Raw genomic sequence first — 20,009 nt, 5'->3', positions numbered from 1 at the left:
TGCCGCAGTGGTCAGCAGATGCGCGGCAGTTGCTCGCCCTGGCCCAGCGTTAACCGCCGAAGCACCCCGTAGGCGTTCTCCAGCAGCACGATGCCGCCCATAGCGCTACCGGCAGCGGCCACCGTGCCGATGATCGCGGCTTCGGGCTGGAAGGTCTGAAGCACGGCACGGGCTTGCTCCGCCTGGGCGGTGGGTAGGAACAGGACGAGGCGGCCTTCGTTGGCCATGGCCAGCGGGTCAAGGCCCAATAGGGCGCAGGCACTGGCCACAGCGGGCGCAATCGGCACGGCCGCCTCCTGGATCCGTAGCTCCAGCCCGACGCCGCGGGCGATTTCAGTGAGCGCGCTGGCGAGCCCACCGCGGGTGAGGTCCCGCAGGGCATGCACGGCCAGCCCTTCCGCCAGCAGCGCCTGCACCGCCGGCAGGAGCGAGGCCAAATCACTTTGCAGATCCGTACGGAAGCCCAGCTCCTGGCGTGCCGCCAGGATCGCCACCCCGTGGCGTCCCAGATCGCCACTCACCAGGATCGCGTCACCGAGCTGAACCGCAGGTGGGCCGATGGCGGGACCCGGCCCCAGGCGGCCCACGGCGCTGGTGGTGATGAAAATGCCATCCCCCTTGCCCCGCTCCACCACCTTGGTGTCGCCGGTCACCACCGGAACGCCGCACTCCGCAGCCACTGTGCGGATGGCAGCCACTATGTGCCGAAGCATGGCCATCGCCAGGCCTTCCTCCAGGATCAGAGCCAGGCTGAGGGCCAAGGGGCATGCGCCCACCATCGCCAGGTCGTTGACGGTGCCGATCACCGCCAGCCGGCCAATGTCGCCGCCAGGGAAAACCAAGGGCCGCACCACATAAGAGTCGGTGGTGAAGGCCAGTGCCCCAGGCCCAGCAGCAAGCGTGGCAGCATCGTGAAGGACCCCATCGGCGGGACCGAAGGCCGGCACAAACAGCTCCTCAATCAGCCGCTGGCTGAGGCCGCCGCCGCCACCATGGCCCAGCTGAACCCGTTCGGCGGGATCTGAGGGCATGGGGCAGCCGACTCCGTGCATGATCTCCATCGCTCAGGGCACCCCGGCTGCAGCGCTGCCGTCCCGTTGGCGATAGTGCCAGTAGGCGGCGCAGGCCCCTTCCGCAGACACCATCGGTGCCCCCAGCGGCCGCTCCGGCGTGCAGGCCACCCCGAAGGAGGGGCAGTCTGTGGGGCGGTCCAGGCCCTGCAGAACCCGGCCGCTGATGCAGATAGAGGGGCTGCCAAGAGAGGCTGCTGGGATTCCAGGAGAAGACGCTTGCATGAAATCGGCATCAAGGGCGTCGTAGGGCGGCCGCAGGCGCAGACCGCTGGCAGGGAACACGCCAAGGCCACGCCATTCCTGATCCACCGGCTCGAACACCCGCGCGATCAGGGCCCGGGCCGCAGCGTTTCCCTGCGGCGGGCTGGCGCGGGTATAGGCGTTCTCCACCCTGCTCTCGCCCCGCTCCAGCTGCCGCACGCAGCACAACACTCCCTCCAGCAGGTCCACCGGCTCGAAACCCGTGACCACCACCGGCACGCGGAAGCGTTGGCAGATCGGCTCCAGCTCCTCGCTACCCATCACCGCACAGACGTGGCCAGCGGCCAGGAAGCCCTGCACACGGCCTTCCGGAGCTGCCAGCAACGCCTCCATCGCCGGGGGGATCCGCACATGCACCACAAGCAGAGCCAAGTTGGTAAGCCCCGACCGCCAGGCCTGATGGGCCAGCAAGGCGGTGGCCGGCGCTGTGGTCTCGAAGCCCACCGCGAAGAACACCACACGGCAGCCTGGATGATCTCGGGCGATGGCAAGCACATCGAGGGGTGAAGCGACGACCCGGACATTGGCGCCTTCGGCACGCTGTTCCAGCAGGCTGCGGCCCGCCGATCCCGGCACCCGCAGCATGTCGCCGTAGGAGCAGAGGATCACCCCGGGGCTGGTGGACAGCTCCAGGGCCCGATCAATCGCCGCCGCCGGAGTGACGCAGACCGGGCAGCCGGGTCCGTGAATCAGCTCCAGACCATCGGGCAGCAGACGGTCGAGACCATGGCGCAGGATCGCGTGGGTCTGGCCGCCGCAGACCTCCATCAGGGTCCAGGGACGCGTGGTGGCCTGGCGCAGTTCGGCGGTGAGGCGCCGCACCCGCTCCGGCCGGCGGAAGGGCTCCAGCAGGGCGCTCACAGATGGGTGCCTAGAGCGCTGCCGGCTGGACTGGTACTGATCGCCCGCACGTACTGGGCCCGCTCGAAAGCGGCCGGGTCGGGGCAGCGCCGCTGGCTCATGCAGCCCCGCAAGTCCTGCACGGAGGCGTAGTTGTGCTGTTCGAGCCAGCCAGTGAGCTCGGTTTCCAGCTGCCGCAGCTGACCGGGGCCATGGCGCAGCAAGTCCGACACCACCATGGTGACGCTGGCGCCCACCATCAGCAGCCTCACCACGTCGGTGCCGTGGGCGACGCCGCCGCTGGCGGCGAAATCCAGCGGCACCTGGCCTTCTAACAGGGCGATCCAACGCAGCGGCGGGCGCAGATCGGCAGCAGAGCTGAGCAGCACATTCGAGACATGCTCAAGGGCTTCGATGTCGATGTCAGGCTGGAAGAAGCGGTTGAACAGCACCAGTCCGCGAGCACCGGCCTGGTGGAGGCGACGGGCGAAATGAGCCAGGTTCGTGTAGCTGGGGCTGAGCTTTACGGCCACCGGCAGACGGGTGGCCGTGCAGACCGTGGACACGATCGCCAGCTGCTCTTCCTCCAGTTCGCCGCCGCTGCGCTCGGCATCGGTAGGCACGGCGTAGAGGTTGAGCTCGATCGCCTGCGCACCGGCCTGCTCGATCGCCCGCACCGTGCCGGCCCAGTGGCCGCCTGCGTTTCCGTTGAGGCTGGCGATGATGGGGATGTCCACCCGGCGGCGGGCGCTTTCAATCTCCTGCAGGTAGCCCGCGATGCCGAGGTGCGTGGGGGCATTGGGCGGCACAAAGCTCAGCGATTCAGCAAAACTCTCGCTGCCATGCTGCTGGTGGTGCTCCCATTCCTGCCAGTCGTGCTCGATCTGCTCGAGGAAGAGTGAATGAAGCACCACGGCCGCAGCGCCCTGCTCAGCCAGGCGCGGGATCAAGTCGGGGTCAGCACTGAGCGGCGCGGCGGCGCCGACCACCAGCGGTGAGGAGAGGGGCAGGCCCAGATAGGTGGTAGCGAGGTCGGGGCCGTTCATGGGGGGGCTCCCTTGCTGGCATCCGCCGGGGCGGCGGCGCGGGCTGCGTACTGGTGCCAGCGCTGGAGGGCTTCAGCCTGGGCCTGTCGTGTCAGAGCACGGGCCTGGTCAGGATGGCTATAGCCCAGCAGGCGGAAGCGGTTTTCGCCCGCCATCGCTTCGGCCATGGCCAGTTTCGGTTCAGGGCAGTCGAGCTGGAGCGGATTCTCGCCCCGCTCGCTGCGGCGTGGGTCGTGGCGGTAGAGCAGCCAGCGCCCCGAGTCCACGGCCCGCTGCTGCTGCGTCATCCCCTGGGCCATGTCGATGCCATGGGCGATGCAGTGGGAATAGGCCAGGATCAGCGAGGGCCCCGGATACGACTCCGCCTCCAGGAAGGCCCGCAGGGTCTGCTCCTGGGAGGCACCCATGGCCACGCTGGCCACGTAGACGTGGCCGTAGGTCATCGCCATCAGGCCCAGATCCTTCTTGGCGGTGGCCTTGCCGCCGCTGGCGAATTTGGCCACGGCGCCCAGCGGCGTCGCCTTCGACATCTGGCCGCCGGTGTTGGAGTACACCTCGGTGTCGAGCACCAGGATGTTGACGTCGTGGCCGCCGGCCAGCACGTGGTCGAGGCCGCCGTAGCCGATGTCATAGGCCCAGCCGTCGCCGCCGATCATCCAGACGCTGCGTTTGACCAAGTCGTCGGCCAGGTCGTTGAGGGCGCTGGTGGGGGCGTTGGCCTCCAGCCACTGCCGCAGCTCCACGACCCGCTGCCGTTGCTCGAAAATGCCCGGCTCATCGTGCTGGTCAGCCTCCAGCAGGCCCTGACGCAGACCGGCGGGAAGGCCGGGCGTGTCGCGCAGCAGCTGGGCGGAGATAACGCGGCGCTGGTCGAAGCCGACGCGGAAACCGAGTCCGAACTCGGCGTTGTCTTCGAACAGGGAGTTGGACCAGGCGGGGCCGCGGCCGTTACGGTTGGAGCTCCAGGGCGTGGTGGGCAGGCTGCCGCCGTAGATCGAGGAGCAGCCCGTGGCGTTGGCCACCACCATGCGATCGCCGAACAACTGGCTGGCGAGCTTGATGTAAGGGGTTTCGCCGCAGCCGGCGCAGGCGCCGGAGAATTCGAACAGCGGCTCCTGCAGTTGCTGCTGATTGACGTGGGCCAGGTTGAGGGCGCCGCGCTCGGGGTTCGGCAGGGAGAGGAAGAAGTCCCAGTGGCCGCGGGCCTGCTCACGCAGGGGGCGCTGCGGTTCCATGTTGATCGCCTTGCGGCGCGGTTCGGCCCGGTTGCGGGCCGGGCAGACCTCCACGCAGAGGCCGCAGCCGGTGCAGTCTTCGGCGGCCACCTGCAGGGTGAAGCTCTGCCCCTGCCAGTGGTGGTCGCGGGCCGCGGCGTGGGCGAAGCCGGCCGGGGCGTCCGCCAGGGCGGCGGGCTCCACCACCTTGGCGCGGATCACGGCGTGGGGGCAGACCATCACGCACTTGCCGCACTGCACGCACACCTCGGTGTCCCAGACCGGCACGGATTCGGCGATGTTGCGCTTCTCGAAGCGGGCGGTGCCGGTGGCGAAGCTGCCGTCGGCGGGCAGGGCGCTCACGGGCAAACGGTCGCCCTGGCGGGCCAGCTGGGGGGCGATCAGCCGGCGCAGCGCAGCGGATGCCGCCGCCAGCGGATCGGGGGCTGGGGCCTGGCTTGGATCTGCAGCAGCAGCAGCGCTGGCCGGCTCGTCGTCTGCGATCGGCACCTGCTGCAGCCGGGCCCGGCTGGCGTCGACGGCCTGGAGATTGGCCTCCACGATGCGCCCCCCCTTGCGGCCATAGCTGTGGCGAATTGCCTCTCGGATCGCCTCAAGCGCCTGTTGTTGCGGCAGCACATCGGCCAGGGCAAAGAAGCAGGTCTGCATCACCGTGTTGATGCGCCCGCCCAGCCCCAGCTCACGGGCGATTGCCGTGGCGTCGATGCTTTGCACCGTCAGCTGCTTGGCGCGGATCGCCTGCCGCACCGACGCCGGCAGCCGCATCGCCACCTCTTCTGGGGGAAAGGGGCTGTTGAGCAGCAATGTGCCGCCGGGCAGGGCCGCTTCGAGCAGATCGAAGCGGCCAAGAAAATCCCATTGGTGGCAGGCCACCAGGTGGGCCTGCTGCACCAGGTGGCAGGAGTGGATCGGGGTGCGGCTGACGCGCAGGTGCGAGACGGTGACTGAACCTGATTTCTTCGAGTCGTAGACGAAGTAGCCCTGGGCGTAGAGATCGGTGTGATCACCGATGATTTTGATCGCGTTCTTGTTGGCGCCGACGCTGCCGTCGGAGCCGAGGCCATAGACGATGGCGCGAAAGTCGGCGGCTTCGGTGCAGAAGCTGGCGTCCACCGGCAGCGAGAGGCGCGTGACGTCGTCGGTGATGCCGACCGTGAAGCGCCCGGGTGGATCGGGGCGGGCCAGGGCGTCGAAGACCGCCTTGACCATCGCTGGGGTGAAGTCTTTTGAGGCCAGGCCATAGCGGCCGCCGATCAGGCGCGGCAGGGGGCCGGGCTTTTCGGCCCAGGCCTGCAGCAGGGCCTGGCCCACATCGAGCAGGAGGGGTTCGGCGCCGCTGCCGGGTTCCTTGCAGCGATCGAGCACGGCAATCGCCCGAATCGATGGCGGCAGGGCGGCGATCAGGGCGGTGGTATCGAGCGGGCGGAACAGGCGCACCTTCAGCAGCCCCACCCGCTCGCCGGCGGCGTTGAGCGCTTCCACCGTTTCCTGGGCGGTTTCAGCGCCGGAGCCCATCAGCACCAGCACCCGCTCGGCATCGGCGGCACCGACGTAATCGAACAGGTGATAGGCGCGGCCGGTGAGGGCAGCAAAGGCGTCCATCACCTCTTGAACGATCGCGGGGGCGGCGGCGTGGAAGGGGTTGGCGGCCTCGCGGGCCTGGAAGGCCACATCGGGGTTCTGGCTGGTGCCGCGGATCACCGGGTGGTCGGGGGAGAGGCCGCGGCGGCGGTGGGCGGCCACCAGCTCCTGGGGCACCAGGGCGTGCAGCACGGCGTCATCGATCAGCTCCACCCGCTGGATCTCGTGGGAGGTGCGGAAGCCGTCGAAGAAGTGCAGGAACGGGAGCCGGGCGCGCAGGCTGGCGGCGGTGGCGATCGCGGCGAAGTCGCCCGCCTCCTGCACCGAGCCCGAGCAGAGCAGGGCGCAACCGCTGCCGCGGGTGGCCATCACATCGCCGTGGTCACCGAAGATCGAGAGGGCCTGGCCCGCCAAGGCCCTTGAGGCCACATGCAGCACGGTGGCGGTGAGTTCACCGGCGATTTTGTAGAGGTTGGGCAGCATCAGCAGCAACCCCTGCGACGCGGTGAAGGTGGAGGCCAGCGTCCCCGCCTGCAGGGCACCATGCAGCACCCCGGCGGCGCCGCCCTCGCTCTGTAGTTCGATCACCTGCGGCACGCTGCCCCAGAGGTTGGGGCGGCCGGCTGCGGCCCAGGCGTCGGCCCATTCGCCCATCGGCGTTGCCGGGGTGATCGGGTAGATCGCCATCACCTCGTTGAGGCGGTAAGCAACGCGGGCCACCGCTTCGTTGCCGTCGATGCTGGCGGTGCTCATGGCTGCACCACGCTGAGGGCGAAGCCCACGTGCACCAGCAGCTGATCGCCAAGGCGGGCCTCGGGCACGCAGGCCAGGCTCACCTGGCGCTGGACGCCACCGAAATCCACCAGCCCAAAGCGCCAGAGCGCGGCATCAGCCGGATCGGAGGGATCGACAGCGACGCCAGGGGGGTGGCCGTCTTCAATGGCGATCAGTTCACCGGGTAAGGCCAGACACATCGCGGAGCTCCGGCAGAGGTGCAGCGTCCGGGGGTGGGACCGCCCTTCTTTTGTTATAGGTCGCTGGTTCGTTTCCGCTCTCAGTGTTGCGAGGCCTTACAGAAACTGGGCAGCCGCCAGCAGCTGGCCGAGGGCCAGTCCGCCGTCATTGCAAGGGATCCGTTGGGGCCAGAGTGCTTCGATGCCGGCCTGCTGCAGGGCAGTGGCGGCGAGTTGCAGCAGCAGGCGGTTCTGGAAGCAGCCCCCCGCCAGCAGCAGGCGCCGCTCGCCGGGAGTGTCTGAAAAGGTTTCGGCCAGCGCTACCAGCAACCCGGCCAGTGCCTGGTGGAAGGCCAGGGCGATGGCGGGCACCGGCACGCCGCGGTCGCGGTCGGCGAGCAGGGCAATGAGCAGGGGCTGCCAGTTGATCTGCAGGGGCAGTTCGGATTGGCCGGAGCCGGTGGTTTCGCTGGCGGGGCCGATCGGCAGGGTGTAGGGGCCGGCTCGTTCGAATGCTGTGGCGCGCATCCCTTCCCAGGCGGCCGCCTCCAGACGCAGGGCGGCCTGGCCTTCGAAGCTGCAGATCTGGATCAGGCCCAGCAGGGAGGCCACCGCATCGAAGAGGCGGCCGATGCTGGAGCAGAGCGGCGCATGCGGGCCGCCGCGGCGCAACAGGGCAAGCAGCACCCGCTTCTCCTCAGCACTGAAGGCGGAATGAGTGCTGCGGGAGCTATCGCCGAAGGCGGTTGCTAGCAGGCCCAGGGCGGCGCGGCGTGGTTCACGCAAGGCCGGTGTGCCGCCGGGCAACGGAAACGGCCGCAGCTGCGCCAGGCGCTGGAAGCGGGCCGGTTGGCCCGGTGCGGCCGGCTCCAGGCGCAGGCACTCACCGCCCCAGAGGCTGCCGTCGCCGCCGTAGCCAGCGCCATCCCAGGCCACCCCCAGCAGCGGTGGGACGAGACCGTGCTCGGCCGCCACTGCCAGCAAATGGGCGTGGTGATGCTGCACCGGCAGTAGTGGCACGCCTGCTGCCGCCGCCAGTTCCTCACCGATCCGACGCGAGACGTAGGCGGGGTGGCCATCGACCACAAAGCGGCGGGGCGTGAGGCCGAGGCGCTCAAGGGCGCTACTGAGGACCTCGCGCAAGCGCAGCTCAGACGCGAGGCTGTCGAGGTCGCCCAGGTGGGGGCCGAGCCAGGCGCGACCGCCGGGGAGGCCGATCGCCAGGCTGCCCTTGAGCTGAGCGCCCATGGCGACCACACCGGCAAGCGCATCCGGGTGGGGCAGCAGGGCGGAGAGATCGAGCGTGGTGGGGGCTGTGCCGCGGGCGTGGCGCAGCCGCAGCGGCCGGCCCGCCGCCAGCTGCACCACGCTGTCGTCGACGGGGTTGGCGATCGGGCGGTTGTGGACCAAAAAACCATCGGCGATCGTCCCCAGCTCCGCCTCCACCCGTTCGGGATCGGCGCAGAGCGGTTCACCGGAGCGGTTGCCGCTGGTGGCGACCAGCGCCACGCCCAGTTCCCGCAGCAGCAGGGCGTGCAACGGGCTGGCGGGCAGCATCACCCCCAGCCAGGGGTTGGCCGGGGCCACGTTGGCGGCGATGGCGGCATCGCTCGGCGGCCGGCGCCGCAGCAACACGATCGGCGCCGCCGGGGAGGTGAGCAGCGCTTCTTCCTCGGGGCTCAGCACGCAGTGGCGCCGTACCCAAGCCAGATCGGGCGCCAGCAGCGCAAAAGGCTTCTCGGGTCGACCCTTGCGCCGCCGCAGCTCAGCCACCGACGCCTCCAATCCGGCCAGGCAGAGCAACTGGAACCCGCCGACCCCCAGCAACGCCACGATCTGCCCCGCCCGCAATGCGACTACCGCCGCCGTCAGGCAGGGGCTGAGCAGGCCCGTGCTCAGCGGTGGATCGCTCAGCCGCGGCTCAGCGGCCGCCCACCAGCTCAGGCGGGGGCCGCAAGCGGGGCAGCCCGTGGTCTGGGCGTGAAAGCGGCGGTTGGCGGGATCGGTGTATTCACCCGCGCAGGCAGCGCAGAGGAAAAAGGAGGCCAGCGACGTGTGGCGCCGCTCGAACGGCAGGGCCCGCAGGATGCTGAAGCGGGGCCCGCAGTGGGCGCAGCTGGTGAAGGCATAGCCGCAGCGGCGGCTGAAGGGATCGACCAGCTCCGCCAGGCAGGTGGCGCAGGGGGCCAGATCGGGCGGCACCAGAGCGGTGGGACTTGACGCGCTGCCGGAGGGCGGCCGGATCTGGAAGCCACTGATCTGGCCGAGAGCCAAGGCTGGCAACCACTGCTGCTCCAGGCGATCGAGGCGGCTGTGGGGAGGCCGCTCCAGATCGAGGCGCTCCAGAAAGGATGCGAGTGCCGCTTCCTCCCCCTCCAGCTCCAGGCAGACACCGGATGGGGTGTTCTCCACCCAGCCCGCCAACGCCAGGGAGCTGGCCAGGCGGTGCACGAACGGACGGAAGCCCACCCCCTGCACCAGCCCTTCGACCTCAAGCCGCAGGCGCCGCTGCCCGGCGGGGGTCATTGCCGCTGGTGGCTGAGCCAGTGCATCAGGGCGTCAAGGCCGACGCCACTGCGGGCCGAGACTTCGAAGATCGGCGCCTGCGGTGCCACACCGGCCAGGTTGGCGTGGGCCGCGGCGTGATCGAAGCCCACCGCTTCGGCGATATCGACCTTGTTGATCACCACCACATCGGCGGATTTGAACAGGGCCGGGTATTTGAGCGGTTTATCTTCCCCTTCCGTGACCGAGAGCAGCACCAGCCGCAGCTGCTCGCCCAGATCAAAGGCGGTGGGGCAGACCAGATTGCCGACGTTCTCGATCAGCAGCAGCTCCATGCCCTGGGGCTCGAGTTGATCAAAGGCCCGCCCCACCATCGCCGCCTCCAGATGACAGAGATCACCGGTCTGGATCTGCACGGCCCGGGCGCCGGCGGCCCGCAGACGAATGGCGTCGTTGTCGGTGGCCAGATCACCCACGATCACCCCCACCGGGGCCGGACGCCACTGGCGGGCGAGCTGCTCCAGCAGCGCGGTTTTCCCGGACCCTGGTGCTGAGAGCACATTCAGCACCAGCAGCCCGGCGGCAGCGAAGCGCTCGCGGTTGCGTTCCGCCGCTGCGTCGTTGGTGGCCAGCAGGTTGTGGCGGAGCTGGACGGTGCGGGTGGGCTGGCCGCAGGAGCAGTGGGAGCACATGGGCCCGGTGGGAGCAGTGCTTCCAGTGTGGACAGGAGTAGGGGGAGTGGCGGCTAACGACTTGATTTGTCGTTCGGCAAACGAGGTGCTGAGATGAAACAGGCGAGAGAGATTGTGGAGTTCTTGGGACAACTCGACTACGCCAAAGATGAACGCAATCCCCCGGATAGCCTTCGCCGTGGTCGCTTCAAGGCCGGATGGCATGCTGCGACCGATAGGGGCAAAAACTACACCGATAATACGCTCAAGATTCTCACCTGGGACACCGGTGTGGGCAAAAATGGGGCTTAGGCCCCGATGAAGTCGTGGAGCAGGTCTTTGAGATCCTGGCCGACGTGTACAAACGTGGTCGTCTCGATGCTTTCAGCGATGCGAGCGAGGTCGAATCGAGCACGCCGCTCTTGGAGGGATCTGCAACTAGAATCCAGTTGAACTCTTACGAAAGGAACGCCAAGGCGCGAAGTCTCTGTATCGATAAATATGGGGACAGCTGTTCCGTTTGCGGCCTCAACTTCGGGCAGCAGTACGGACTCTTCGCAGAAGGATATATTTATGCTCACCATCTGAAACCTCTCGCTGAGCTTGGTATCGAGTATGAAGTTGATCCAGAGAAGGATCTGCGGCCTGTGAGGTGGGTGCCGAACACGACTTTGAAGACGGACGTTCGCTTCGCTTACGCTGCTTAATGTCAAGTTCAAAGGATCGACAAACCTAAAGCAGAAGTTACTTCGCCGATCAGGCATGATCAGGTCTTATACTACTTTCTGCGCGCTACATCGAGCCATTGCAAGCAATAAAAGCAGTAGATTCAGTCGGGAAAACAGCAAAACTGGACGCTTCCGGCCCTGTTTCTATATGGCTAAAGCACCAAGTTGCGGGTTTTTTGACTGAGGCCAGGCCATGGCCCAGAGGCTCGGGATCGCGATTTTGTATCGATACTAACAGTGTTATGCGGACCCGCATAAGATGCCTGGATCGTGCGGAGGTATTCAGAAAACCCTGGACAAGACAGGGTTCTTGCCATGTTGCCAGCTGGCATCCCCGGCTTTATTCTTCTAATAGGATCAGGAGGGGGATTTTATGCGGATCCGCCCAATTAGCGTTATGTGCTTCAGAGATGGTCAGCCACTAGCATTACGTATCTTGGGTCAGACTTCGGCATCCTTCATCTCTCACTTTACACCTTGGAGTAGGATGGGCAACCATTCATTAGACCTGATATCGGCGATGGGCGAATAAGACATGACCTAGACAAGTGACGCATCTTCTTGTATAAGCGATGGGAAATTTCTCCCAGCTCACTGTGCATTGAGGTTTGTAGTCATGGTATTGCCAAAATCAGAAGATCGTCAGCTCTCGCTCGAAGACCAATTTCAAAGAAGACGCTTCACCCGTCGCGCCGATCTTACCAACAGCGTACGCTTGGCGATAGGCGCAGAAGCGCTTCATGCCATGATGAACGGTATTTGGGGAACGATAACCAAGCTGGCAAATGAACATGACGTATCCAGGCCTTTTGTCTATTCACTTGCCGCGACGCTAAAAGAAGCCGGGCAGTTTCTTTTCGGGGAGGCGGCGGGGTGTGGTCCCTCTTCATCGTCACGCGAACAAGCCATCGCGATGATGCTGTCACTGCGCATGGAGGCATGCAGCAGTATCGGCGCCATCTCAACGGTCATGCGCCGATTCGCATTTGAATCGTCTTCTACTGGCTCCATCAGCCAACTCCTCTCACGTATCGGCGGCTGCTTGCCGACGACGCTCTCCACGGAAAACGGCGTCATCCGCTATCTGGTGTTTGCCAGCGATGAGATCTTTTCCAAAACCATACCGATCCTGGTGTCCGTGGATCCCGTTAGTAGCGCGATTCTCCGCATCGAGTTGAGCGAGAGTCGGAAAGCAGAAGATTGGAAACGACATTTTGAGTGCCTCCATGACAACGGGCTGGAAGCGGTCTATTTGGTTTCCGATGACGGTCAGGGAATCCGCGCGGGCCATGCCGAGGCCCTGAGTGATGTCGTGCGCCAGAGCGATACCTACCATGCGGTTGCCCACCGGCTCGGGAACTGGGCACATAGCCTCGAAACAGGCGCCTACAAGGCGATCGGGGTGGAGCATGCGTGCGAAAGAAAACTCACTTCAGCAAAAAGCGTTCACGTGCGCGAACAGCGCAGGCTCGCTTGGGAGAAATCCGTCGCCGCCGCCAACAAGGCCGTCACGCTGTACGATGATTTCAGCTACCTCTATCGTTGCGTTCTCGGCGAGCTCAATGTGTTCGACGTCAACGGCAACCTGCGTGATCGACAACAGGCCGAAGCAGGCCTCACGGCCGGCCTTGCGCTCTTGGAGGAACTAAACCACAACCGCCTCACCGCAGCGGTGCAAAAAATCAGGCGCGCCTTGCCGGACTTGTTCCATTACTTGGATGTTGCTGCGGAGGTCGTCAACGCGTGCAAAGCGCTGCCGATCGACGATGAAAGCCTGAAGGCGTACTGTATCGCTTGGCAATGGGGCAAGGTTTTCAGGAAGGTCAAGAATTCCGAGCGGAAAAAGAAGGCCCAAGAGCAAGAACAATTTTGCCTGGAGATCGCCGAGGGCCTACATCCGGAGAACTTGGGAGATGTTCAGGAAGCCGTCTATGCCAAGCTCGACACCATTGTCCAGAGTTCGGCGCTGGTCGAGTGTATCAATTCCATTATCCGGCCGTATTTAAACACCACCAAGAATCACGTCACGCAAGAGCTGCTCAATCTGATTATGCACTATCACAACCATCGGCGTTATTGTGACGGCGTAAGAAAGAACAAAACGCCCATGGAGCTGCTGACCGGAAAAACGCAAGTGAAAGACTGGATTTCCATCCTGTTCGACATTCTTGGTGAGAAAGATCCAGAATTACTTCTTGCTTCGTAGAACAAGAAGCAGCTTTTTCAAACCCGACGATCTTTTTGGCTATCGTTGATGGCCTTCTAGTCCTATTGCCTTATTTTTTTTGGCCGAAAAAGTGTAAACTACTTTCGATAGCTAATGAAGGATGCCCAGACTTCCTTGATTTTCGTCCCACGCAAGACCGTATTGCCCCTCAGCTTTACCAGCTTTAGGGGGATTTACGAAGCCGAGCCACCCACGATGTCCAAGCGTCTTTCAATCGCAGAGTTTAAAGAGCGAGCAACCGCGAAATTCGGAGGCAAGTTTGGGTACGACCGGGTCGGGTTCATTCACTCCAAAGAGCCTGTCGAGATTTACTGCCCCGATCACGGCTATTTCACCCAGCTTCCACACCTTCACCTGCGCTCGAAGTACGGTTGCCCAAAGTGCGGCGGCACCGGCAAGAAGACGACCGCTGACTTCGTGAAAGAGGCAAAGGCGATCCACGGCGACCGGTACGGCTACGACAAGACCCATTACGTCAACTCAAAGACGGCTGTCACCGTCACCTGCCAAGAACACGGCGACTTTCACATCGCTCCCTGCAAGCACACTAGTGGCCGCAAGCAGGGATGTCCGGAGTGCGCCCGGCTCGAACGGAATGAGAGTAGTCGGATGAGCAAGGGGGAATTTATCCGCAAGGCGATCGTCATCCACGGCGACCGGTACTCGTACGATAAGGTTGAGTACACGGGATATCAGAACCCGGTGACGATCACCTGCAGTAAGCACGGGGATTTCCAAAAGTCACCCTCCAATCATCTGAGCAAGACCAACCCGCAAGGGTGTCCGAAGTGCAAGGTGCGGGCAAGCCGAAAAACGACCGAGCAGTTCGTTGCAGAGGCTCGTGTTATTCACGCCGACCGATACGATTACAGCCTTGTGAAGTACCGCGGCAACAAGCTGCCGGTCGAAATTTTCTGTCCGACCCACGGCGCTTTTGAGCAAGAGGCCAAATCCCACCTACACGGACACGGCTGCCCGGACTGTGCGGGCGTCGCTCCTCGCACCACCGAAGACTTCATCACCGAGGCACGCGAGGTCTGGGGCGACAAGTACTACTACGCGAAGGTTGACTACGTGTCCAACAATGAGAAGGTCATCATCACCTGCCGCGATCACGGGGATTTCATGCAACGACCGCACTCACATCTGATAGGTTACGAGGGCTGCTCAAAATGCCACGGACGGGGGAAAACTGATATGGCCACCTTCATTGAGGAAGCCACCGAGAAGCACGACGGCAAATTTGATTATTCCGAGGTTGCTTTTGATTCTATCGACTCAGAGATCACAATCATCTGCCCTATTCATGGTCGATTCCGCCAGAAGGCCAAGAACCATCTGCGGTCCGGGTGCCCCGATTGCGGCGGTTCCCGCAGGCTAACGACCGAGGAATTCATCGAGAAAGCACGAGGTGTCCACGGCGATCTTTACGATTACAGCCGCACGAGGTATCTCCGTGCCAATGACAATGTCGAAATCCATTGCCCGTACCACGGTCCGTTTCACCAACGAGCCTCCCATCATCTCGGAAGAAGTGGATGTCCGATCTGCCGCCAGTCTCGCGGCGAGTTCCGGGTCGAGCAGGTGCTGAAGCGCTTAGGCGTTGGGTTTGAGCAACAGAAGCGATTCCCCGATTGCCGGAACGTTAACGAGCTGCCCTTTGACTTCTTCGTGGGAGACCGTGGCGTCATCGAATTCCACGGCGAGCAACACTTTTGGCCGGTTGACTTTGGGAAGGGGGAGTCCGATCCTGCCCCAGTCAGCAAACGCGATCAGATCAAGGAGCGTTACTGCCGAGAGAAGGGAATCCCGATGCTCATCGTGAGGTTTGACGAGATTGACGACGTTGAAGCAATCGTCAAAAGATTTGTCGCTAAACTTCGTGCTTAGTGCCATCCGCGGGGAGCGGCGATTGCTGGAGCCACTCTCGGCCGACTCCTGCCGCTCGACGATTTCACCCGGGGTGGCTTTAGACTAGGACCACCTCGCCGATCGCAACGAACGCGCGGCTGCCGGCTCTGGGTCCGAAGCGGCCGTTGGATGTTTCTTATGAACGTCGTATTCAAAATCGCACATAACAATTGGCTAAACGCCGACCCAATACCGCGCACCGAGTTCACAAGACAAGTTATAGTCATGGGGTAGCGCGGTATTGGGCGGGTTGGCCATGCGTTAAGGAGACTCTGGAAAACCGAGCCACTGAGGTGGTCTGGGTTTTCTGGACAGGTCCCATCGTTAACCTTTGAGGCGGGGCACCGCCCCTGAAAGGGGCTCCTACCGATGAGCAAACGCCGTACCCACAGCCCAGAATTCAAGTCCAAGGTCGCCATGGAAGCGATCAGTGGCCGCAGGACGCTCCAGGAGATCGCTGCAGACCACGCGGTGCACCCGATACAGGTGAGCCAATGGAAGAAGCAGCTCCTGGAAGGAGCCAGTGAGCTTTTCGCCAAGGGCAAAAAGGCTCAAGGCAAAGACGAGAGCCAGGCCAAGGAAGGCGAACTGTTCCAGCAGATTGGCAAGCTCCAGATGGAACTGGAGTGGCTTAAAAAAAAGTCACAGCTGCTCTGATGCCCGTGAATTGCGAAAGCTGGTCGATCACGACCAACGAGAAATCACGATCAGCCGTCAGTGCGAGCTCCTGGGGCTGCCCAGATCCACGCTGTACTACAAGCCCATCCCTGTGCCTGAATCCACCCTGGGGATCATGGCCAGGATCGATGCGCTGTATTTGGAGGATCCAACCTCTGGAAGCCGTCGGATGGTTCAGTATTTGGCCCGAGAAGGGATCCCGATCAGCCGTGACCGTGTCCGAAACCTCATGCGCCGCATGGGTTTACGGGCCATCTACCAGAAGCCACGCACCACAGTGCCAGGTGAGCCATCGGAGCGCTTTCCATGCCTGGTGGACCTCAAGGAGGTCACGGAAGTGGATCAGGTTTGGGCAACAGATATTACCTATATCCCATTGCGGAAGGGCTTCCTCTACCTGGTGGCCGTTGTGGATCTGTTCTCCCGGCATGTACTCAGCTGGAAACTTTCCAACAGCCTTGACATGGAATTCTGCCTGGAGGCATTGGAGATTGCTCTTACCGGTGGGCGAAAGCCACAGATGTTCCACTCCGATCAGGGGTGTCAGTTCACCTCCGGTGACTTCGTGGCAAGGCTCAAGACAGAGGAGATCAAGATCAGCTGGTCTGGTAGAGGACGCTGTTACGACAACATCCTGGTGGAGAGACTATGGAGGACAGTCAAATATGAGGAGGTGTACCTGCGCGCCTACAGCGATGGCTGGGAAGCTGAAATCAGCTTGTCCCGATTCCTATGGAGGTACTGCCATGTAAGACCCCATAGCTCATTGGGTGGCAAAACTCCCAATGAGGTCTACAATCAAATTGAACCCTGACCCTCCCGCCCGAGGTTAACGATGACAGGGGCCAGATCTGTCCAATAAAAGCCATCCACCTCACACTTCGTAAGTCTCTTCTCGCCATCACTTGGTTGTGCCTGGCGGCCTCCACGCTGCAATCCCAGCTCGGCAGCAGCCCTACGCTTCATGGGCGGTTTGGGCGCATGCCCCGCAGAAGTCAATGAACAACTCCCCAACCCCCGAGAGGATCCTGCAGACCGGCCTGGGCTTCTGGGCGTCGAAAGCCTTGCTGAGCGCGATCGAGATCGGCGTGTTCAGTGAGCTGGCCCGCGGTCCGGAGCCGTTCGCTGCCCTCAGTGGCCGGCTAGGCCTGCATCCCCGGGCCGCCCACGACTTCCTCGACACGCTGGTGGCACTGGGTTTCCTGACCCGCAGCGACGACGGCTACGCGAACACCCCCGAGACGGATCTCTTCCTCGACCGCGCCAAGCCGTCGTATGTGGGCGGAATCCTCGAGATGGCCAACCATCGCCTTTATCCGTCCTGGAGCCACCTCACCGAGGCGCTACGCACCGGGCTGCCGCAGAACGAACTCAAGGGCGGTGGCGAGGGTCTGTTTGAGACGATTTATGCGGATCCCGCCCGCCTGCAGGAATTCCTCGCCTCGATGACTGGCATCAGCCATGCGGCCAACCAGGCCATCGCCCAGTCCTTCCCGTGGACGGACTACTCCACCTTTGCTGATGTGGGCACCGCCCAGGGGGATCTCGCCGCCCAGATCGCACGCTTCAATCCGCACCTGACGGGGGTGGGGTTTGACTTGCCGGAAGTGGCTCCGATCTTCGAGGCCTACGTGGCAGCGGTTGGTGTTGCCGACCGTCTCACCTTTACCCCAGGCAACTTCTTTGATCACGATCTCCCCAGGGCCGATGTGATTCTGATGGGGCACATCCTGCACGACTGGGACCTGCCAACCAAACGCTTCCTGATCCAGAAGGCCTACGACGCCCTGCCATCAGGCGGCGCACTGGTGATCTACGAAGCGATCATCGACGACGATCGCTCCAAGAATGCCTTTGGCTTGTTGATGAGCCTCAACATGTTGATCGAAACCCCCGGCGGCTTCGACTACACCGGCCGCGACTGCCAGGGCTGGATGCAAGAGGTGGGATTCACGTCCACACGTGTGGAGCACCTGGTTGGCCCGGATTCGATGGTTGTTGGAATCAAGTAACTCAGCTTCAACTCACCTCCAGCCCCGTCAACTCCAGCTCCCTCCCCGCCAGCACCTCCGCCGACAGGCAGCCGCAGTCTGGACAGGCGTAGATCACATCCACCGGCTCGAAGTTCTCATCGCAGGCCGCGCACCGGCACACGGTGGGTACCACCTCCAGCTCCAGCTGCGCCCCCGCGCTCAGCCCGCCGGCCATCACCACCTCAAAGGCGAAGGCGAGCGCATCGGGGTCTACGCCTGAGAGCCGCCCCACGCTGAGCTTCACGGCGTGAATCCGCCGGGCCCCCTGCGCCGCCGCCGCCGCCAGGGCAATGCGGCGCACCTCCTCCATCAAGGCCAATTCATGCATCGCCGCTGCACCAGCGACGCACGGCCGCCAGCAGCTCGGGCAGCAAAGCCTTGGTCGCGGGCGTGAGCTCGGTGCTGAGGCCCATGCCGTGAGCTGTCACCAGCAATTGCCAGGCCGGCGGGCGGCGGCCGTAGAGCGTGTTGGCCAGCTGCAGCAGCCCGCCGGCGCTGGTGTGGTGGCTGAACAGCTCGGCTGGCCCAGAAGCCGGAGGCAGGAGCGGCTCCAGCCGCCAACCATCTGAGCCAGCCGCCGCCTCAGCTGCCGCATCCACAAACAGCACGCGCCGGGCGGCGGCCAGCTCTGGGGCCAGCTCGGGCGTGAGCTGGGTCCGCTCGATCACGCACAGGTTCGCCAGCCCCCAGCCCTCCACTTCCGCAGCGATGGCGCGTCCCACGCCGTCGTCTTCGCGGAGGGCGTTGCCCCAGCCGATCAGCAGGTCGCGCCGCGGCGCCTCTGGAGTGCTCACGGGGACCTCAATCCCGCCAGCGCTCGCTCAGCAGCTCGCCGCCTGGCCCCAGCAGTTGCACATGCAACGGCATCTGGCCGGCGGCGTGGGTGGAGCACGACAGGCAAGGATCGAAGCAGCGGATCCCCGCTTCCACCCGGTTGAGCAGGCCCTCGGCAATCTCGCTCTGGCCCGGCTGGATGTAGGTGCGGGCGATCTGGGTGATCGTGAGGTTCATCGCTCGGTTGTTCTGGCCGGTGGCAATGATCAGGTTCACCGCCTCAATCAGGCCATTGGCATCGACGCGGTAGTGGTGAAACAGGGTGCCGCGCGGCGCCTCGCTTACCCCCACCGCCTCAAAGGTGTTCACCCCTGCATGGGCGCGCACATGTCTGGTGCAGATCTCGGGATCGTCGAGCAGGGCCTCGATCGCTTCGAGCGCCGCCAGGATTTCGATCAGGCGGGCCAGGTGATAATAAAAAGAGCTGGTTACCACGCGCCCGCCACGCTGACGCAGCTCCAGCAGCTCGGCATCAGCCCGCTCCGTGCCGATGCGCGTGCACACATTCAGCCGCGCCAGTGGCCCGACCCGGTAGCTACCAGCTTCCGGACCGAGCGGTCTGTAATACGGGAATTTCAGGTAGGTCCAGGGTTCCACCGCCTCAGCCAGCACCTCGCTGATCTGCTGCTGAGGCAGGGCTTCTGCAAGCACAGCGCCGACAGCATCGATCAGGCGCAGATCGCCGTCGTAGTGCTCCCAGCGGCCATCGGCCCCCACCAGGCCCATGAACAGGGATGGGAAACAGCCAAACGTGGCCGCCTCCACCGCCAATGGGCCATCCAGCAACCCCTTGAAACGATCAAGCGCAGCGTTGGTGGTGGCGAAGGCTTCGGACAAGCGCGCCTGGATCGCCTCGCGGTCGGCCGGATCCAAAGGGCTGCGTACCCCGCCCGGCACCGCCCAGGCGGCGTGGATCTTGCGACCCCCAAGCCGCTCGATCAGCTCCTGGCCGAACTGGCGTAGCCGAATGCCACCGCGAGCCAGTTCCGGGTCAGCAGCGATCAGGCCGAAGATGTTGCGCTTGGCGGGGTCGCTGTCCCAGCCCAGCAGGAAATCGGGGCTGCTGAGATGAAAGAACGACAGCGCATGCGACTGAATGATCTGGGCCAGGTTCAGCAGGCGCCGCAGCTTCACGGCCGTAGGCGGAATCGTCACGGACAGGATCCGATCACCGGTTTTCGCTGCAGCGAGAAGGTGGCTCACCGGACAGATGCCGCAGATGCGGGCGGTGATCGCCGCCATCTCGGTGAACGGGCGCCCCTCGCAGAACCTCTCGAAGCCGCGGTATTCGGTCACGTGGAAGCGGGCGCCCTCCACGGCACCGTTCTCGCCCAGGTGGATGGTGATTTTGGCGTGGCCTTCGATCCGGGTCACCGGGTCGATCAGGATCGTGCGCCTTGCACCGGCCGGTGGCGTGGGGGTCGGCTCCATGG

Annotated in this window: 16 protein-coding genes; 6 read left to right on the top strand and 10 right to left on the bottom strand. The window is 64.1% G+C overall.

Annotated elements, in window-relative coordinates:
* Positions 1 to 11 precede the first annotated feature (11 nt).
* From hypE to hypB, 7 genes are all read right to left on the bottom strand, one after another.
* Complete coding sequence (gene hypE, locus BM449_RS12420; RefSeq protein WP_233830736.1) at positions 12 to 1,031, bottom strand: hydrogenase expression/formation protein HypE; 1,020 nt, start codon at positions 1,029 to 1,031, stop codon at positions 12 to 14.
* A 33-nt stretch (positions 1,032 to 1,064) separates the two neighbouring features.
* The gene (hypD, locus tag BM449_RS12415; protein ID WP_233830733.1) at positions 1,065 to 2,195 is read right to left on the bottom strand and encodes a hydrogenase formation protein HypD; all 1,131 of its coding nucleotides are present in this window, start codon (positions 2,193 to 2,195) and stop codon (positions 1,065 to 1,067) included.
* Entirely contained in the window at positions 2,192 to 3,220 is a 1,029-nt protein-coding gene (locus BM449_RS12410; protein WP_071801482.1) for a dihydroorotate dehydrogenase-like protein, read from the bottom strand. The genes hypD and BM449_RS12410 overlap by 4 nt, the downstream gene beginning before the upstream one ends.
* Positions 3,217 to 6,789, bottom strand: a complete 3,573-nt coding sequence (gene nifJ / locus BM449_RS12405; protein ID WP_071801481.1) for a pyruvate:ferredoxin (flavodoxin) oxidoreductase — start codon at positions 6,787 to 6,789, stop codon at positions 3,217 to 3,219. The genes BM449_RS12410 and nifJ overlap by 4 nt, the downstream gene beginning before the upstream one ends.
* The gene (locus BM449_RS12400) at positions 6,786 to 7,010 is read right to left on the bottom strand and encodes a HypC/HybG/HupF family hydrogenase formation chaperone (protein ID WP_071801480.1); all 225 of its coding nucleotides are present in this window, start codon (positions 7,008 to 7,010) and stop codon (positions 6,786 to 6,788) included. Before BM449_RS12400 ends, nifJ begins: the two co-directional genes overlap by 4 nt.
* 96 nt (positions 7,011 to 7,106) lie before the next feature.
* Positions 7,107 to 9,515 (bottom strand): carbamoyltransferase HypF, encoded by a 2,409-nt coding sequence (hypF, locus tag BM449_RS12395; protein ID WP_071801479.1) that lies wholly within the window; start codon positions 9,513 to 9,515, stop codon positions 7,107 to 7,109.
* Positions 9,512 to 10,186 (bottom strand): hydrogenase nickel incorporation protein HypB, encoded by a 675-nt coding sequence (hypB, locus tag BM449_RS12390; protein WP_071801478.1) that lies wholly within the window; start codon positions 10,184 to 10,186, stop codon positions 9,512 to 9,514. The genes hypF and hypB overlap by 4 nt, the downstream gene beginning before the upstream one ends.
* 305 nt (positions 10,187 to 10,491) lie before the next feature.
* On the opposite strand from hypB, the gene BM449_RS12380 reads away from it, so the two are divergent.
* The 6 genes from BM449_RS12380 to BM449_RS12355 all read left to right on the top strand — a co-directional run bounded on the left by BM449_RS12380 (position 10,492) and on the right by BM449_RS12355 (position 17,721).
* A complete protein-coding gene (locus BM449_RS12380) occupies positions 10,492 to 10,872 on the top strand; it encodes a hypothetical protein (protein ID WP_071801476.1) in 381 nt (126 codons plus the stop codon).
* A 637-nt stretch (positions 10,873 to 11,509) separates the two neighbouring features.
* Positions 11,510 to 13,099, top strand: a complete 1,590-nt coding sequence (locus tag BM449_RS12375) for a hypothetical protein (protein ID WP_145536745.1) — start codon at positions 11,510 to 11,512, stop codon at positions 13,097 to 13,099.
* 135 nt (positions 13,100 to 13,234) lie between these two features.
* Positions 13,235 to 15,010 (top strand): DUF723 domain-containing protein, encoded by a 1,776-nt coding sequence (locus BM449_RS12370; RefSeq protein WP_071801474.1) that lies wholly within the window; start codon positions 13,235 to 13,237, stop codon positions 15,008 to 15,010.
* A 390-nt stretch (positions 15,011 to 15,400) separates the two neighbouring features.
* A complete protein-coding gene (locus tag BM449_RS15465) occupies positions 15,401 to 15,688 on the top strand; it encodes a transposase (RefSeq protein WP_071801473.1) in 288 nt (95 codons plus the stop codon).
* A 10-nt stretch (positions 15,689 to 15,698) separates the two neighbouring features.
* Complete coding sequence (locus BM449_RS12360) at positions 15,699 to 16,523, top strand: IS3 family transposase (RefSeq protein ID WP_071801472.1); 825 nt, start codon at positions 15,699 to 15,701, stop codon at positions 16,521 to 16,523.
* Positions 16,524 to 16,707: 184 nt separating this feature from the next.
* Positions 16,708 to 17,721: a methyltransferase gene (locus tag BM449_RS12355; RefSeq protein WP_071801471.1), complete on the top strand. Its 1,014-nt coding sequence runs from the start codon at positions 16,708 to 16,710 to the stop codon at positions 17,719 to 17,721.
* 7 nt (positions 17,722 to 17,728) lie between these two features.
* Here BM449_RS12355 and hypA read toward each other — a convergent pair whose 3' ends face one another.
* The 3 genes from hypA to BM449_RS12340 are packed head-to-tail and all read right to left on the bottom strand — an operon-like array spanning position 17,729 to position 20,007.
* On the bottom strand, positions 17,729 to 18,070 hold the full coding sequence (gene hypA / locus BM449_RS12350) for a hydrogenase maturation nickel metallochaperone HypA (protein ID WP_071801470.1): 342 nt from the start codon (positions 18,068 to 18,070) through the stop codon (positions 17,729 to 17,731).
* Positions 18,063 to 18,536, bottom strand: a complete 474-nt coding sequence (locus tag BM449_RS12345) for a hydrogenase maturation protease (RefSeq protein WP_071801469.1) — start codon at positions 18,534 to 18,536, stop codon at positions 18,063 to 18,065. The genes hypA and BM449_RS12345 overlap by 8 nt, the downstream gene beginning before the upstream one ends.
* Before the next feature lie 7 nt (positions 18,537 to 18,543).
* Entirely contained in the window at positions 18,544 to 20,007 is a 1,464-nt protein-coding gene (locus BM449_RS12340) for a Ni/Fe hydrogenase subunit alpha (protein ID WP_071801468.1), read from the bottom strand.
* Positions 20,008 to 20,009: the final 2 nt, after the last annotated feature.

It is taken from the genome of Synechococcus sp. SynAce01 (assembly GCF_001885215.1).
GTDB lineage: Bacteria > Cyanobacteriota > Cyanobacteriia > PCC-6307 > Cyanobiaceae > Regnicoccus > Regnicoccus frigidus.
This window is presented reverse-complemented; position numbering and strand designations above follow the sequence as displayed.